The 14,597-nt window shown below is 67.7% G+C and carries 14 protein-coding genes; 7 read left to right on the top strand and 7 right to left on the bottom strand.

Annotation, left to right across the window (positions count from 1 at the left end; translation table 11 throughout):
* Positions 1 to 30 precede the first annotated feature (30 nt).
* From BKH33_RS04880 to BKH33_RS14065, 3 genes are all read left to right on the top strand, one after another.
* The gene (locus BKH33_RS04880) at positions 31 to 360 is read left to right on the top strand and encodes a hypothetical protein (protein ID WP_232621423.1); all 330 of its coding nucleotides are present in this window, start codon (positions 31 to 33) and stop codon (positions 358 to 360) included.
* Positions 361 to 562: 202 nt separating this feature from the next.
* Complete coding sequence (locus BKH33_RS13930; protein ID WP_196776511.1) at positions 563 to 988, top strand: hypothetical protein; 426 nt, start codon at positions 563 to 565, stop codon at positions 986 to 988.
* A gap of 2 nt (positions 989 to 990) precedes the next feature.
* The gene (locus tag BKH33_RS14065) at positions 991 to 1,563 is read left to right on the top strand and encodes a hypothetical protein (protein ID WP_003781394.1); all 573 of its coding nucleotides are present in this window, start codon (positions 991 to 993) and stop codon (positions 1,561 to 1,563) included.
* 162 nt (positions 1,564 to 1,725) lie between these two features.
* On the opposite strand, the gene BKH33_RS04865 is transcribed toward BKH33_RS14065, so the two are convergent.
* Entirely contained in the window at positions 1,726 to 3,822 is a 2,097-nt protein-coding gene (locus BKH33_RS04865) for a serine/threonine protein kinase (RefSeq protein ID WP_003781396.1), read from the bottom strand.
* 369 nt (positions 3,823 to 4,191) lie between these two features.
* On the opposite strand from BKH33_RS04865, the gene BKH33_RS04860 reads away from it, so the two are divergent.
* The 3 genes from BKH33_RS04860 to BKH33_RS04850 all read left to right on the top strand — a co-directional run bounded on the left by BKH33_RS04860 (position 4,192) and on the right by BKH33_RS04850 (position 7,527).
* A complete protein-coding gene (locus tag BKH33_RS04860; protein WP_075248834.1) occupies positions 4,192 to 5,319 on the top strand; it encodes an ABC transporter ATP-binding protein in 1,128 nt (375 codons plus the stop codon).
* 253 nt (positions 5,320 to 5,572) lie between these two features.
* Positions 5,573 to 6,946 carry a DUF4032 domain-containing protein gene (locus tag BKH33_RS04855; protein WP_003782733.1) on the top strand — a complete coding sequence of 458 codons (1,374 nt, stop codon included), beginning with the start codon at positions 5,573 to 5,575 and terminating at the stop codon, positions 6,944 to 6,946.
* A gap of 104 nt (positions 6,947 to 7,050) precedes the next feature.
* Positions 7,051 to 7,527: a hypothetical protein gene (locus BKH33_RS04850; RefSeq protein ID WP_043539248.1), complete on the top strand. Its 477-nt coding sequence runs from the start codon at positions 7,051 to 7,053 to the stop codon at positions 7,525 to 7,527.
* A gap of 188 nt (positions 7,528 to 7,715) precedes the next feature.
* Here the strand turns inward: BKH33_RS04850 and BKH33_RS04845 are convergent, their stop codons facing one another.
* Complete coding sequence (locus BKH33_RS04845; protein WP_050998506.1) at positions 7,716 to 8,510, bottom strand: SDR family oxidoreductase; 795 nt, start codon at positions 8,508 to 8,510, stop codon at positions 7,716 to 7,718.
* Positions 8,511 to 8,565: 55 nt separating this feature from the next.
* Between BKH33_RS04845 and BKH33_RS04840 the strand changes: the two genes are divergently transcribed.
* Positions 8,566 to 9,114 (top strand): TetR/AcrR family transcriptional regulator, encoded by a 549-nt coding sequence (locus BKH33_RS04840; protein WP_003782737.1) that lies wholly within the window; start codon positions 8,566 to 8,568, stop codon positions 9,112 to 9,114.
* A 26-nt stretch (positions 9,115 to 9,140) separates the two neighbouring features.
* Here BKH33_RS04840 and BKH33_RS04835 read toward each other — a convergent pair whose 3' ends face one another.
* The 5 genes from BKH33_RS04835 to ispF all read right to left on the bottom strand — a co-directional run bounded on the left by BKH33_RS04835 (position 9,141) and on the right by ispF (position 14,309).
* On the bottom strand, positions 9,141 to 10,382 hold the full coding sequence (locus tag BKH33_RS04835; RefSeq protein WP_076068979.1) for a hypothetical protein: 1,242 nt from the start codon (positions 10,380 to 10,382) through the stop codon (positions 9,141 to 9,143).
* 108 nt (positions 10,383 to 10,490) lie between these two features.
* Entirely contained in the window at positions 10,491 to 11,486 is a 996-nt protein-coding gene (gene rlmB / locus BKH33_RS04830; protein WP_003784550.1) for a 23S rRNA (guanosine(2251)-2'-O)-methyltransferase RlmB, read from the bottom strand.
* 65 nt (positions 11,487 to 11,551) lie between these two features.
* On the bottom strand, positions 11,552 to 13,141 hold the full coding sequence (gene cysS / locus BKH33_RS04825) for a cysteine--tRNA ligase (RefSeq protein ID WP_043539685.1): 1,590 nt from the start codon (positions 13,139 to 13,141) through the stop codon (positions 11,552 to 11,554).
* A 105-nt stretch (positions 13,142 to 13,246) separates the two neighbouring features.
* On the bottom strand, positions 13,247 to 13,666 hold the full coding sequence (locus BKH33_RS13545) for a hypothetical protein (RefSeq protein ID WP_143229055.1): 420 nt from the start codon (positions 13,664 to 13,666) through the stop codon (positions 13,247 to 13,249).
* A 16-nt stretch (positions 13,667 to 13,682) separates the two neighbouring features.
* The gene (gene ispF, locus BKH33_RS04820; protein WP_003784546.1) at positions 13,683 to 14,309 is read right to left on the bottom strand and encodes a 2-C-methyl-D-erythritol 2,4-cyclodiphosphate synthase; all 627 of its coding nucleotides are present in this window, start codon (positions 14,307 to 14,309) and stop codon (positions 13,683 to 13,685) included.
* Positions 14,310 to 14,597: the final 288 nt, after the last annotated feature.

The following is a 14,597-nucleotide window of genomic DNA, read 5'->3' as shown; positions in this document are numbered from 1 at the left end:
GGGTTGCTGGTGCTGGTGGCGGTTCCGGGTGTGAATCTGGTGCTGGGGCCGGTGGTGATGATGGTTGCTGGCCTGCGGGGTAGCAGGGGCCTGCTGGAGCCGGAACGGACGAATCGTTGTCGGGCGGCGAGTTGGGGGCTGACGTTCCTGCTGGGTGAGGTGTTACTGATCGGGGCCCAGCTGTATATCGTGCAGGTGGTGTTCGGGGCGGGGGAGCGTGTGCCGCTGTTTCCGTGGGGTTTGCCGGCGTTGTTCTGGCTGGTGCTGCTGGTGGCTCATTTCGTGGTGTGTATCGCCCAGGGGATCAGGGCCTATCGTGGTGGGGTCACCCGTTTCGGAGGGATCCCCTTTTTTCGCTGACCGTCAGGTGTTGATGGATATGTCGTTGAGCGGTTTTGTTGTCACGATGGGGTGCGGTATGTGGAGGCGGGCTCTCGGGTGATGACGGGTGAGTGCAGATCCGGGTCTACATCATTCGTTGCCGAATGCGACGTATACGGTGGATGGGCGGTTCCACCACACGACCGATGCGTGGCCTCGAACACTGCTCTTGGAGGTGGACATGTTGGGCGACGTTGCCGAGAGGTTCCGGTGTCGGTCAGATTCAGTACAGGGACACGTCAAGGACTACGGTAACGAACTAGCCTCGGAGTATGACACGACGTATAACGGCGGTCATGTTGCCGGTGCGCGGTCTGGTGGTCCGTCGGAGGAGATCAACACGATAGCGATGCTGGAGGAGGTCAACCAGTACCGCGTCGATAGCGACATGGAGTCGTTCAAGTTGTTTGAGGAGGAAGTGGTCGGTTCTCCAGGTGACTTCAACAAGTTGGTTCTGGAGTTCGACTACCCGGACCCAGCCGATCCCGCCAAGCTTGCCAACAGTGAGAAAGTCCCTACCAGGTTCGAAGCAAGTTGGACTGACTCCAATGGGGCGTTGCGGTCTCGTCCATTTGAGAATGTTCCCCCTCGGTCTAAAGGAGATTGATTGTGTCAGAAGAATCCCAGGTGTCGTCAGATCCATTAGGTCGTTATGAGGGGTTGCTGCGAGGTTGGTTAATTGAGAGTGGTGGTCGTCGGGTTGATGTGTACTGTAATGCTATTCATCTAACGGGAGAGATCGAATACTGGTTGATTGATGAGCAAGGGCGGGAGCAGTCTGTCCGTCCTTCGCGTGAGGTGAGGTTCGCGCTTCATGACGTTCGTCCGTCTCAGGCGGATCCGCATCGGGGTGCCTGGTTGTGGTCGCATTTGTGGATGGAGGCTTCTGATGGGGTGCTGCATCAGGAGTGTGACTGGATGCGTGAGCCGGTGATTGGTAGTGATCCGGTGGGTGATGGGGATGCTGCGTTTGAGCTGGATCAGTTTCCGCGGGATCCGCAGTGGGTTCCGGAGTGGATGGCGGTCAAGGCTGCTGCGTATCACAAGGAGGCCGAGAGGCGGGAGCGTCGTCGTCAGCGGGATCGTGAGCGGCGGGCTAGGAAGAAGGCTGAGGCGGCAGGGGCTGCCGAGGTGACGGGGGAGCGGTCTGGCTCGGATGCCTCCGGCCAGGTCGATGCGTAGAGGGGGTGGGGCGTCTTCGGGTAGCTGCTACACGGTGCTGCCAGAAGCGCTGGAGGCTGACCCGGCGAGATGGTCCGTCCCTGGTGAGTGGCCGGCTCGGCGCCTGGGACTTGCCGTGGTTATTGTCAGTAGAGGTGGCGCAGGTGCACTTGAGCGGGAAGCTTAGTTTCCAGCGAATGGTGCCATGCTGGGATTCGGCATCGCCCCGGCGAGACTCATCAGGAGCAGAATGACTCCGACGACGATCAGTCCTACCACCATACGTTTTCTGCCGCGATCGCTGGGAACGATCATGTTGATGATATGGGCGCCACCTCTTCGGGTTGCGGCACCCCATGGTGCCATCCACAGGATGAAGAGGTAGGTGGAAGCCTCGATCAGGAAGAAGATGACGAAACGGGTGAGCAAGTACATTGAACCGAAAACCGGGGAGTTGTCCTCCATTATTCCAGACCTCTGGAAAACGATTAAGATGATGGCCGCGGATCCCAGTGCCAGAATAAAAGCGAAACCCACGGATAGCATCGAGCGCAATAAATACCATGGGGTCGCCGCCCACATGCGGGAGGTATCGGCCGACGAGGCGGCGCCGCGCTGGAGCCGGTTCCAGCGTCGAGCATCCTGAGCACGGCCCACAGTGCCGGCAACCACGGTCAGAAGTGCCGTAATGATCGCCAACCACCCCGGTCTTGAGAAGCTCGCGGCGGACAGCGCGAACCACAGGGCCATCATCACCTTCGGGTGGCGCTCCGGCTCACGTGCCCACTCGGGCAGGTCACCTGCTCGGGCAGGATCGCTGAACCGACGAATCTGTGACGGCTGGGGACCGGTCGCCATGGGACCCGCCATCGCGCCGGCCGTGGGCATCGCCGCCAGGGGGGCAGCAGGTTGGGCGTAGCCGGTCGGAGAAGCTGTCGGCTGGCTTCCCGAATAGGGGAACATCGGCACCTGCCCGGACGGCGCGGGGCGAGGATAGGCCCCTGACGGTGCTACGGGGGCGGGACCCCCGACGCCGTACTGCATCGACTGCGCCGATCCCATCGGCATTGAGGGGCCGTTGTGGTACCACGACCGAGGCGGAATGGCGGGCGGGGGCTGAACCGATGCGGCAGATGACGCCGACGGGGCGCTGTAGCCGTACCCGCCCTCGGCACCGGAGGGTGCGGAGACGGGGCTGCCGTAGGCGGCCGGGGAGGCCGAGGCCGCGCTGCGAGCGTCATAAGGGGCCCCCTGAACCGAGCCGTACCCCGACGAGGACCCGTAGCCCGAGCCCGGCGTGACGCCGTAGCCCGGGACGAAGGTGCTGGTGCTCGTCTCCGATTCCTCGGGACCGGGATCAGTCTCCTCCGGCCCCAGAAGCCGGTCGACGGCCTCCTGGCCGGTGCCGCCCTCGGCGATCTCATCGAGCACTTCCAACAGGCCGTCCGGGCCCAGGCGATTCTCCACCTCCGGGGCCAGTGCCGCCGTGAAGGCGCGCGCCAGCGCCGGATTCTCCTGCTCCAGGTTCCCCAGTTCCGGGGTGCCCGCGTAGACGCGTCGGAAGACCACCTGCCAGGCCCCCGAACCGAAGGGGGCCAGTCCGGTGACGGTGAACAGAAGCACGCCCGCGCAGGCGTACCAGTCGACGTCGGCGGTCGGCTCCCCTCCGTCGAGCATCTCCGGGGGGATGAAGCCCGGTGTGCCCGTGACCTGACCGGTCTGGGTGAGTCGGACGTCGTCGGCCACCTGGGCGATGCCGAAGTCGATGAGAACCGGCCCCTGCGCGCCGAGCATGACGTTGGAGGGCTTGAGGTCGCGATGGATGACCCCTGCGGAGTGGACCGCGCGCAGCGAGTCGACCAGGCCGTGAGCCAGGTCGGCGAGGTCCCGGGCGTCGGTGGTCAGGTCGTAGACGCCCTCGTGCTCCACCTCGTGCTGGAGGGTGGGACCCTCGACGAGCTCGGTGATGACGAAGGTGATGCCCACAGAGCCGTCCCCGGTCTCGATGTCCAGGATGCGGGCCACCCGGGTGTCCCTCACCCGGGCCAGGACGCTGGCCTCACGGTCCAGACGACGCCGGGCCGTGGGATCCGCGGCGATCTGGGGGTGAAGGATCTTCATGGCCACGTGGCGGCCGCCCTCGTCGGTGGCCTCCCAGACCACACCCATTCCTCCGGCGCCCAGGCGACGCAGAAGCCGGTAGCCCCCCACCAGGGTGCCTGCGCGCAATTTGTTCAGGGTGACCGGTTCGCCCGGGTGCGCGTCGAAGTTCTGCGTCATGGCCCCCACAGTACCGGGCTGTTTCGGCTCGCGGGCACCTCGGCTCTGTGGGGCTCTTCGCCCGGCTGTGGGGCATGTCGCGGGAGAAAGCCCAGTACTGGAGCCGCATTCTCGGCAGTGGGGAGTGCGCCGTCGTCGCCGGGGATGGGGAGGTCTACACCGAACAGGCATGGCCCTGGGGCGGCACTGCCAGAGAGGATCACGCTGAAAGTTCACTGTGAATCGCTGGTCAAAGCGGGGAACCTGTGCCAAGATGAGCCCGTCCACGGTCGAATGGCTGACCGGGGCACGTGTCAATGCGGACACGCATCGGCACCTTTCACGACGGATCGTCCGGCACGTACCTGCCGGTGAAGGGAAGCACCACCCATGGCAACTGTTACTTTCGAGAACGCCACGCGTATTTACCCGGGCAATGACCGCCCCAGTGTGGACGCTCTCAACCTCGAGATCGCCGATGGCGAGTTTCTCGTCCTCGTTGGCCCCTCCGGCTGCGGTAAGTCCACCTCCCTGCGCATGCTCGCTGGTCTGGAGGACGTCAACGCCGGTCGCATCCTTATTGGTGACCGCGACGTCACCGATGTTCAGCCCAAGGACCGTGACATTGCCATGGTCTTCCAGAACTACGCGCTCTACCCGCACATGACCGTCCACGACAACATGGGCTTCGCCCTGAAGATCGCGGGCACTCCCAAGGCCGAGATCGACAAGCGCGTGCGTGAGGCCGCCAAGATCCTGGGCCTGACCGAGTACCTGGACCGCAAGCCCAAGGCGCTCTCGGGTGGTCAGCGTCAGCGTGTGGCCATGGGGCGCGCCATCGTGCGCAAGCCCAAGGTATTCCTCATGGACGAGCCGCTGTCCAACCTGGACGCCAAGCTACGTGTCCAGACCCGTACCCAAATCGCCTCGCTCCAGCGCTCACTGGGCGTCACCACGGTCTACGTCACCCACGACCAGACCGAGGCCCTCACCATGGGGGACCGCATCGCGGTCCTCAAGGACGGCGTGCTCCAGCAGGTCGGCACCCCGCGCGAGATGTACGACCACCCCGCCAACGAGTTCGTCGCCGGCTTCATCGGCTCGCCGGCCATGAACCTGGGGCAGTTCACGGTCAAGGGCGACGTCGCCACCGTCGGCGCCGCCAAGATCCAGCTGTCCAAGGCGACCCTGGACGCCATCACCCCCGAGGACGGCGGCAAGGTGACCATCGGGTTCCGGCCCGAGTCGCTCGACGTCGTCTCCGCCCAGGACGAGCACTCCATCCCGGTGCGCCTGTCCTTCGTCGAGGAGCTGGGCTCCGACGCCTACATCTACGGCGAGCTCGTGGGTGCTGAGGACTCCGAGGCCAAGCTCGGATCCGGTGAGGACTCCAGCCAGATCATCGTGCGCGTGCCTCCGCGCACCGCCCCCGAGCCGGGCGAGACCGTCTACGTGCGGATCCGCCCCGGCCAGGAGCACATCTTCTCCGCCTCCACAGGCAAGCGCCTGCCCGCCTGAGGATGCTGAGTACGACGGCGCCGTTCCCCTGCCCGGGAGCGGCGCCGTCGTCGCGCTCACCAAGGCGAGGCCGAGTCGCGCCGGCCGGAGTGATCTGGCGGGCCGGAGGGTGGCGGCGCAGCCTCGTGGGAATACTGGACCGCGAACGTCTGCCGCGCGGTGAGAACCGGATCGTTCTCGACGGCTTTAAGGGTGTGGGCCGCTACTCACACTTTGAAAGGCGAAGAGGGCCCTGGCCTGAAAGAATAAAGACATGCCCCAGTCCATGAAGATCACGGCAGCGACGATTGACCCGGCGCTGCTCGACCTCCCTTGGGAGACGGCCCTGGAGGAGTGGCCCACCGAGGTCCTCGCCGCGCTGCCCCGTGGTCTGTCCCGCCACATCGTGCGCTTCGTCAACCTCTCCGAGCGCGTTATCGCCGTCAAGGAGATCGGCGAGTCCGTGGCGCACCGCGAGTACGAGCTCCTGCGGGACCTGGTCCGGCTGGAGGCGCCCTGCGTGCAGCCGACGGCGGTCATCACCGGCCGGCGCAGCGTCAGCGGGGAGGAGCTCAACTCGGTGCTCATCACCGAGCACCTGTCCTACTCCCTGCCCTACCGGGCCCTGTTCAGCCAGTACATGCGCCCCGAGACCGCCACGCGTCTCATCGACGCGCTCGCCGTGCTGCTGGTGCGCCTGCACCTGCTGGGCTTCTACTGGGGGGACGTGTCACTGTCCAACACGCTGTTCCGCCGCGACGCGGGCGCCTTCGCCGCCTACCTCGTGGACGCCGAGACCGGCGAGCTCCACCCCGAGGGGCTCACCGACGGCAAGCGTCTCTACGACATCGATATCGCCCGCACCAACATCATCGGCGAGCTCATGGACCTGCAGGCCGGTGCGCTGCTGGAGCCGAGCGTGGACACCATCGAGGTGGGGGACCGGATCGTCAGCCGGTACACCGAGCTGTGGGACGTCCTCACCGCGGAGGAGTCCTTCTCCCTGGACGAGCGCTGGCGCCTGCGCCGCCGCGTCCAGAAGCTCAACGAGCTGGGCTACGACGTCGCCGAGCTGACCATGGACACGGACTCTCAGGGCAACCACATCACCATCCAGCCCAAGGTCGTCGACGCCGGCCACTACCACCGGCAGGTGATGAGGCTGACCGGCCTGGACGTCCAGGAGCGCCAGGGCCAGCGCATGCTCAACGACCTGGAGGCCTACCGGGCCATGTCCGGACGCAGCGACGACCCCATCGAGCTCGTGGCCCATGCCTGGCTGGCGGAGGTCTTCGAGCCCACCATTCACTCGGTCCCCGTCGAGATGCGCCGCAAGCTCGAGCCTGCGGAGATCTTCCACGAGATCCTCGAGCACCGCTGGTACATGTCCGAGGCCCAGGACCGCTACGTCACCACCCAGGAGGCGGTGGACGACTACGTGGCCACGGTGCTGCCCCAGCACCGTGATGAGCGCGCCTACCTCGGAGTCGGGGACACCCAGGAGATGGAGGCGATCGCCGTCGACGACGTCGAGGAGCCGCTGCCCGAGGACGACGCCGAGTTCGCCGCCCGCGACGAGCAGACCCTGGCCGACTACGCCGCCAACCCCTTCGGCTTCACCGCTGGCATGAAGTTCAAGGGGGAGTAGGGCACGCCGCAGACTGTGCGGCGGCGTCGGCGCCGGTGGTGTCCGCCCGGTTGATAGTCTGATCTCGATCAGATGAGGCGATGAAGAAGGGCCGTGAAGGGGACATGAGCGAGGAGGTGCCCGCATTCCAGGCCCTGCCTGGGGCGACACCGGAGAACAGCGCCTTCATCGACCTGTACTACGACCCCGCCGTCACCTTCATCTGGGGCAATACCTTGTCCTTCTCGATCAACGACGGGCAGATGCGTCTGTCAGCGGGTCAGTCCGTGAGGATCGCGGTGCCGCCGGGGCCGGTGCGGGTCGTCGTGCAGGTCCTCGCCCTCTCCTTTATCACCCCGAAGCCGCAGCTCGATTTCGTAGTGTATCCCGGCCAGGTGGTGCCGGTGTTCTACCGGGCCTCCCGTTTCAAAAACAACCCGGGCTCGTTGACATTCCAGAGGCTCGAAGGGCTCTCGCCCTCCGAGCGGAACGATCTCACCACCATGAAGATCATGTTCGCCGTCATTCTTGGCATGATGATCTTAACGACCATCCCCATCGCGCTGATGTTCTGGTTCATGAACAGTCTGGGAGCCCCGTAGCCGGCTGATGCCAGCGAGACCTCGGTAATGGCGTCCACCAGCAGGAAGGCGCCCGCGGCCGCCACCCCGCCCGGGTGGTGCCGGTGATCTACCGGGCCTCCATCCTCCGGGGCAATAGCCCAACGGTGCGCAGTACACGTCGAGCCGGCCAGGGTGAGTGTGCCTGCCTCCACCGTCGATCCCGTCGGCTAGAGGCGGCGCGGTTCTTGTAGCCACTGTGCGTAAGTGGGACCCGCTGCAGGGACGTCGTCGCCGGGAACCAGTGCGCCGCGACGGAAGGCGAGTCCCCACCCGGTGGGAACCACCAGGGGAACCGGCCTCGCCGTGAGGCTCGGCAGCTGTGCGGTCATCTCCCACAGCGTCATGACCTCCGGTCCTGCGACCTGGTAGGTCTGGCCGTCGGTCTCACTCAGGGCTGCCCGGGCCACCGTCTCGGCGACGGAATCGAGGCTGACCGGCCGCATCCTCATCGAGGGAACGAGTGAGACGGGGCCGTAGCGCATGCGCTCCATGTTCTGCTCGGCGAACTCGAACCACTGGGTCGAGCGAACCAGTGACATGCGCTTGCTCGACTCGCGAGCAAGCCGCTCCTGCGCGCACTTGCCCGCGAAGTAGCCGTAGCCCTGCACCTCCGGAAGGTCGCAGTTGACGATCGACAGCAGCACGTGCCTGGCGCCCAGGGCGTTCGCGGCCGCCGACACGGCACGGGTTGAGCGTGTGAAGAACTCGGTGGCGACCCTCTTGCTGGTGGTGAACCGTCCGGTGGCCTCCACAATGACGTCCGCGCCGGACAATGCGGCAGCCCCGTCGTCGTGCAGGACGTCGAAGCCGGTACGGCGCGAGTGCAGCGTCACCTGTGCTCCGGTCGCCTGCAGGGCTCGCTTGATGGCCTTCCCTGAGTCACCTGCTCCGACAACTGCCACCTTCACTGCGGTCGCCTCCTCATGGCCCGATCTGGCCGTCGTGTAGATCTCTACGATCATAGAGTGCTCTATGATCGTAGAGGTCCATGTGGTCGGAAGGCAAGGAGCAGGCACGATGGGGCGCAGGGAGCAAATTGGTGACGCCGGGGTCGGGCTCATCGCGCGTGACGGGGTGCATGCCCTCACTCATCTGCAGGTCGACACGGAGGCGGGACTGCCCCGCGGGTCGACCTCCTACTACGCCCGGACTCGCCGTGATCTGCTGGCGCTCGTGGTCAACCGCCTCTCCGAGGGCTCACAGGCTGACATCAACGACCTTGAGATCCCCGCGTCCGTCAGCCGGCAGGAGGCCGCCGAGATCGTCGTCGGCATCCTGGAGCATATGGCGCGGCGTGCGGACGCCCAGGCCGCGCGTGGAGCATTGCTGTTCGAGCTGCGCGACGACGTCGAGCTCCGGGAGCTGCTCACAGCGGAAGCGCCGGTCAGGCGGCCTCTGACGCGTCTGGCTGAGCGGATACTCGTTGCCGCGGGTGTCAACCAGGCCTCTGCTCACGCTCCCGATTTGGTGGGGCTGGTGGACGCCCTGCTCATGTACCAGGCAGCCAAGGCGGCACCTGTGGACGCCCGCAAGGTGCTGAGGGCCTACCTTGAGGGGCTTGGCTGACCGGCCCGCTCTGCGGCGTGACGCTTCTAGGCGCCGAGCTCCTCGGCGACCAGGGCCATCTCCTCATCAGCGCGGCGACGCAGCTCGCGGTGACGTGTCCAGGATGCCAGCGAGACCTCGGTAATGGCGTCCACCAGCAGGAAGGCGCCCACGGCCGCCACCCCGCCCGGGATGTGCCCGGTCGAGCGGCGACGGCGCACGGCGGCCCCCAGGAGCGCGCCGCCCAGGCCCGCCTCGAGCAGCGCGGCGCCCCGCACCGCCCACGGCTTGTCCGTCACGGTGCGCACATAGCCCTGCCAGAAGGCCGAGCCCGGGGTGGAGGGATCGGCCAGCAGCAGGCCCACGCTGCGACCCACGGCGTTGGACAGCCCGCGCGGCTCGTGCACGACGACGCCGGGAACCTCCACCGGCGCCAGGCGGCCGGTGAGGACCTCCAGCACCCAGTCGGGCAGGCCCAGTGCCTGAAGCATCGCGGCGAAGCCGTCGGTACCGGGCTGGACGATGGCGGCGGCAGCGGCCTCCAGGTCCGCGCCCGGGACGGTGTCGACGATGCCCGAGGCATCGGTCAGGTCCGCCAGGAGCTCGTCGACCAGGGACCTCAGAGCCGGGCCGGGCTCCTCGACCCCACCCCACACGTAGTGCGAGGTCATGCCCCAGGAGAAGACGGCGTCGTCCTCCGGGTCCCCCGTGGGGATGGCGCGGATGGACATGTCCTCGGCGTCGGAGGTCAGGACCAGGGCCGGCAGCGACTCCTCGTCCCAGCCGAAGGTGCCCAGGTCCGTGCCCTCACCGGAGTACATGACGATGCGGCGGTCCAGGTTCGGCGCCGAGGCCACCGCCAGCGGACGCTCCAGGAGCGTGGCCTGCAGCGGCACCATGTAGGCGCTCATCGGGGAGATCACCACGGTGCGGGCGCTGGCCGAGCCGTGGTGGGAGATCGTGGGCAGCTCGACGTCGTCGGGCAGGGCGTTGAAGGTGGCCGGGCCCACGGCGACATCGGCCGTGAACTCCCGGGCCAGGGACTCCACCAGCTCGCTGACGCTCGGGCCGGGAACGACGCCCCCGCGCGAGGGCGGCGTCACCGCGACCCGGCCCTCGACGTCGGTCATGAGGGTCAGGCTGAGCAGGTGGGTGGTGGCCGGGAACCACTCCAGGCGCACGACCACCCCGCGCGCGGCGAAGGCGTCGGCGACGGCCTCCGGCGTCGTGCCCGGCGCGATGAGCACGCCGTCGGTGCGGTTCCAGCGCTGCGAAGCGTCCTGGGCCATGGGGACCTCCTGTGAATCGGATGCGGCCCATTGTGTCAGCAACGGGGCCTTCATGGGGAAGTGTATGAGTGATACCGGGCGCTGATAGAAGGAGCGACCGGGCGCCTGTCAGCTGTCGCCGGCGGCCCGGCGCCGCAGGCGGTCGACCTCGTAGAGGCTGATACCCGTGGCCACGGCGGCGTTGAGGGACTCCACGCTGCGGCTGATCGGTACCGAGGCCAGCACGTCGCAGGTCTCGCGCACCAGGCGGGACAGACCCGCGCCCTCCGCGCCGGTGACCAGCACCAGGGGGGAGTCGGCCAGGGTGAGGTCCTCGATGTCGGTGCTGCCCGAGCCGTCCAGGCCGACGACGAAGCAGCCCTCCTTCTTCAGCTGCTCCAGGGCGCGCACGAGGTTCGTCTCGCGGGCCACGCGCACCCGGGCGGCGGCGCCGGCCGAGACCTTCCAGACGGTGGCGTTGACGCCCACCGAGCGGCGCTCGGGGATGATGACGCCGTCGGCCCCGAAGGCCCCGGCGCTGCGCAGGACCGCGCCGAGGTTGTGGGGGTCGGTCACCTGGTCCAGGGCCACGAGCAGCGGCGTGCGGCCCAGCGAGCGGGCGCGCTCGAGCAGATCGCGGGCGGTGGTGTACTCGTAGGCGGGCACCTCGATGGCCACGCCCTGGTGGGTGGCGGAGTCGGTCAGGGCGTCCAGGTCCAGCTTGGTGGTCTCCAGCACCGGGGCGCCCAGCAGGGCGGCGCGGCGCACGACGGCGCCCAGGCGCTCGTCGGACTGGGCGGAGACCGCCATGAAGACCCTCGTGATGGGCACTGAGGCGTAGGCGGCCTCGGCCACCGCGTTGCGTCCGCACAGGATCTCGTGGCCCTCGGGCACGTCGAAGCGGCGCTTGAGCTTCTCGAGCTGCTTGGCCCGGGTGGGCTGGGCGGCACGGGCCTCGGCGCGGGCCTTCGCCCGGGCCTTGGGGTGGCCGACGCGGTTCTCCGCGCGCGGAGTGGGGCCCTTGCCCTCCAGGCCCTTGCGGCGCTGGCCGCCGGAGCCCTTCGTGGGGCCCTTCTTCGAGCCGGGGCGGCGCTTGGCGCCGGGGTACTGCTCGTTGCCGGGCATCCGGCCTCCTGTTCGTGACGGTGCGAGTGTGCTGCGAAAGAGTAGCTGGGTGGTTGGCGGGCCGCTCAGGCCAGGTGCCAGCGGGCGCCCGAGGGTGAGTCCTCCACGACGACGCCGGCCTGGGTCAGCTTGTCGCGCAGGGCGTCGGCGCGCGGCCAGTCCTTGGCGGCGCGGGCCTGGGCCCGCTCGTCGAGGTCGTGCTGGATGAGCCGGTCGAGGGTCTCCATGGCGGCTCCGCCCTGGGAGGAGCCGGCGCCCTCGAGGACACCGGCACGCCAGGGCTCGGCCAGCGGGTCCAGGCCCAGGACGTCGAGCTGGGAGCGCAGGTCCAGAGCCAGGACGGTCGCCGACTCGCGCAGATCGGCGTCGGCCTCCTGGCTGCTGCTCGGCCCCGCCTCGACCTTGGCGAGGGCCACGTTGAGAGCCTTGAGGGTGGCGTGGACCACCGCCATGGCGCCGGCCAGGTTGAGGTCCTCGTCCATGGCGGCCGTGAACTCGGCCGGCAGCGCCCGGGCGCGCACCTGCTCGGCGGGGGCGTCGACGGGGTTCAGCCCTCCGTCGTCGGAGAACTCGTAGGCCCGCAGGATCGCGCCGGACAGGCGTTCCCACAGGGCCTCGGCGTCGGCCAGGGTCTCCTCGGAGAACTCCACGGTGGAGCGGTGGTGGACGGTGCCCAGGGCCAGGCGCAGCACAGCGGCGTCGTAGCGCTTGAGCAGCTCGGCCACCACCAGGGAGTTGCCCAGCGACTTGCTCATCTTCTCGCCCTTGATGGTCACCCAGGCGTTGTGGACCCAGTGACGCGCAAAGCCCCAGTCGGCGCCGTGGGACTGGGCCTGCTCGTTCTCGTGGTGCGGGAAGCGCAGGTCGATGCCGCCGCCGTGGATGTCGAAGGTCTCGCCCAGGTAGCGGCGCGACATGGCCGAGCACTCCAGGTGCCAGCCGGGTCGGCCCCGGCCCCAGGGGGCGTCCCAGGCGGCGTCGGCCGGCTCGGTGGGCTTGGCGGCCTTCCACAGGGCGAAGTCGCGCGGGTCGCGCTTGTCGGCCTCGACGTCGTCGTCCAGCTGGGACTCGTCCTCGGTGGTGGCCAGGTCCTCCAGGCGCTGATTGGTGAGCGAGCCGTAGCCGGGCAGGGAGCGCACGTCGTAGTAGACGTTGCCGGACTCTCCGATGTAGGCGTGGCCGGCGTCCAGCAGGCGCTGGACCAGGTCGACCATCTCGGGGACGTGGCCGGTGGCGCGCGGCTCGTAGGTGGGGGCCGCCACGCCCAGGGCGCGATAGGCGGCGTCGAACTCCCGCTCGAAGCGCTGGGCCCAGGCCCACCAGGGCACCGGCGGCTGGGAGGCGGCCGACTTGCTGAGGATCTTGTCGTCGATGTCCGTGACGTTGCGGATGAGGCGGACCTCCTGGCCGCCGCGCTCCAGCCAGCGACGCAGGACGTCGAAGGCGATACCGCTGCGCATGTGGCCGATGTGGGGTGAGCCCTGGACGGTGGCACCACACAGGTAGATCGTCACCAGGCCGGGGGTGGCCGTGGGGGCCAGCGGCACGACCGCGCGGGCGGCGGAGTCGTACAGACGCAGGGCCGGCGCGCCCGCGGAGGCGGGGGAGGCGGCAAGGCCCGTGGACTCAGGGGGTTCAGTGGGAGTGGTGCTCACGGGCACAGGCTACCTGGCGGCCCGGCACCGGTGTCCACCGGACGCAGGGCTTTTTCCCGAGGCGCGTGGAAAGAGGTGGGCTCTCGGCGTGAACAAGATGCCTGCTCACGCTGCGTCTTGTGACTTGCTCTCAACTTGTTTCGGTCTGCCTGCGATGCGCATTTCTTCAACAGCTCGAACCGCAGACCAGACAGCCCTTCGCCATGACAGGTATAAGATTGTACAAATGAAGACAAGGGTTGAGGTGAAGAATGCCACCATTGCTTCTCGATCGTCGCTGGCGTTGAATTCTGGGTCAGTGAGTTTGAGGGTGATATCTATGTTGAAGATTGTTAGTATGATAGCCAGAACTGCGGCAGATAGTGTGGCGGCGGGAATCAGGTAATCATTGACATTTAAGAGAGTTAGATGTCCGGCGATGAGGGCGGCGCTTTCCTCCTTTCCGTTCATTTTCTTGCTTCCGAGTTGGTTTGTGATGACCTTGTTTGCTTGACGTGTCAGCGTTTTGTTGAGAAAAGCGGACATGGTTTAAGTATTTCCTTTAAAGTTGCCTCATGGTGGAGGTTGGGTAGACCAGGGCGGTGGCGATGGCGAGCAGGCCCTCGGCGCGGCCCAGGAAGCCCAGGTGGTCGGTGGTGGTGGCGGTGAAGGCGACCCGGGCGGAGGCCGCCTCGGACAGGGCCTGGGAGGCCTCGGCAGCGCGGGCGGCCACGCGGGGGCGCTCGCCCACGAGCTGGACGGCGATGTTGCCGATCTCGAAGCCGGCCTCGCGCACGCGGCGGGCGGCCTCGCTTAGGAGCGTGGTCCCGGAGGCCCCCTTCCACCGGGGCTCGGCGGTGCCGAAGTTCGAGCCCAGGTCGCCCAGGCCGGCGGCCGAGAACAGGGCGTCGCAACACGCGTGGGCGACGACGTCGCCGTCGGAGTGGCCGGCCAGGCCCACCTCACCGGGCCACTCCAGGCAGGCCAGGTGCATGGGGACTCCCGAGTCGGGGGCGGCGAAGGCGTGCACGTCGGTGCCGATGCCGGTGCGGGGAAGGTACTGGGAGATCTGGTTCAGATCGATCGTGGCCGGGCCAGCGGCGTGGCGTGCCCGGGAGCGGGAAGGCGCTGGTGAATCTGGGGCGGCGGGGGCGGGCTGAGCCGGCTGCTCTGGTTGGTGATCGGGCATGGCCCTGTGTCTACCAGATGGTTCCCGGCCGCGTTCCCAGCGGCCCGATCTGATCGCTGTCGACCGGGATGGCCCGCTTCTTCCTCGGCCGGTGGCTGAAACTGATTCGTCCGGCTCGGGATGTTGAGGAGTTCCGCAACCAGTTGCAGGCCGAGTTGTGGAATCGAGCGGCGAACCGTTCCTTCCAGGCGTCCCCGATGCTCCGGCGCTGTCTTCCGAGCAGGAGGCCGCTCAACAGATTGGTCGAGACTCAGAGTCGTGACGTGGCGCGGGCCCGGGGGAGTATCC

Source organism: Actinomyces naeslundii, from assembly GCF_001956585.1.
Taxonomy (GTDB): domain Bacteria; phylum Actinomycetota; class Actinomycetes; order Actinomycetales; family Actinomycetaceae; genus Actinomyces; species Actinomyces naeslundii.
Note: the sequence above shows the minus strand (reverse complement) of the source record. Positions and strands in the feature narration are given on the sequence as shown.

Bases quoted from the DNA above. Each gene is read 5' to 3' on its own strand.
- ispF (WP_003784546.1), bottom strand. From the start codon at position 14,309: ATGCCCGATCACCAACCAGAGCAGCCGGCTCAGCCCGCCCCCGCCGCC.
- BKH33_RS04840 (WP_003782737.1), top strand. From the start codon at position 8,566: ATGGGGCGCAGGGAGCAAATTGGTGACGCCGGGGTCGGGCTCATCGCG.
- BKH33_RS04860 (WP_075248834.1), top strand. From the start codon at position 4,192: ATGGCAACTGTTACTTTCGAGAACGCCACGCGTATTTACCCGGGCAAT.
- BKH33_RS04855 (WP_003782733.1), top strand. From the start codon at position 5,573: ATGCCCCAGTCCATGAAGATCACGGCAGCGACGATTGACCCGGCGCTG.
- BKH33_RS04845 (WP_050998506.1), bottom strand. From the start codon at position 8,510: ATGATCGTAGAGATCTACACGACGGCCAGATCGGGCCATGAGGAGGCG.
- BKH33_RS13930 (WP_196776511.1), top strand. From the start codon at position 563: ATGTTGGGCGACGTTGCCGAGAGGTTCCGGTGTCGGTCAGATTCAGTA.
- rlmB (WP_003784550.1), bottom strand. From the start codon at position 11,486: ATGCCCGGCAACGAGCAGTACCCCGGCGCCAAGCGCCGCCCCGGCTCG.
- BKH33_RS04850 (WP_043539248.1), top strand. From the start codon at position 7,051: ATGAGCGAGGAGGTGCCCGCATTCCAGGCCCTGCCTGGGGCGACACCG.
- BKH33_RS13545 (WP_143229055.1), bottom strand. From the start codon at position 13,666: ATGTCCGCTTTTCTCAACAAAACGCTGACACGTCAAGCAAACAAGGTC.
- BKH33_RS04835 (WP_076068979.1), bottom strand. From the start codon at position 10,382: ATGGCCCAGGACGCTTCGCAGCGCTGGAACCGCACCGACGGCGTGCTC.
- BKH33_RS04865 (WP_003781396.1), bottom strand. From the start codon at position 3,822: ATGACGCAGAACTTCGACGCGCACCCGGGCGAACCGGTCACCCTGAAC.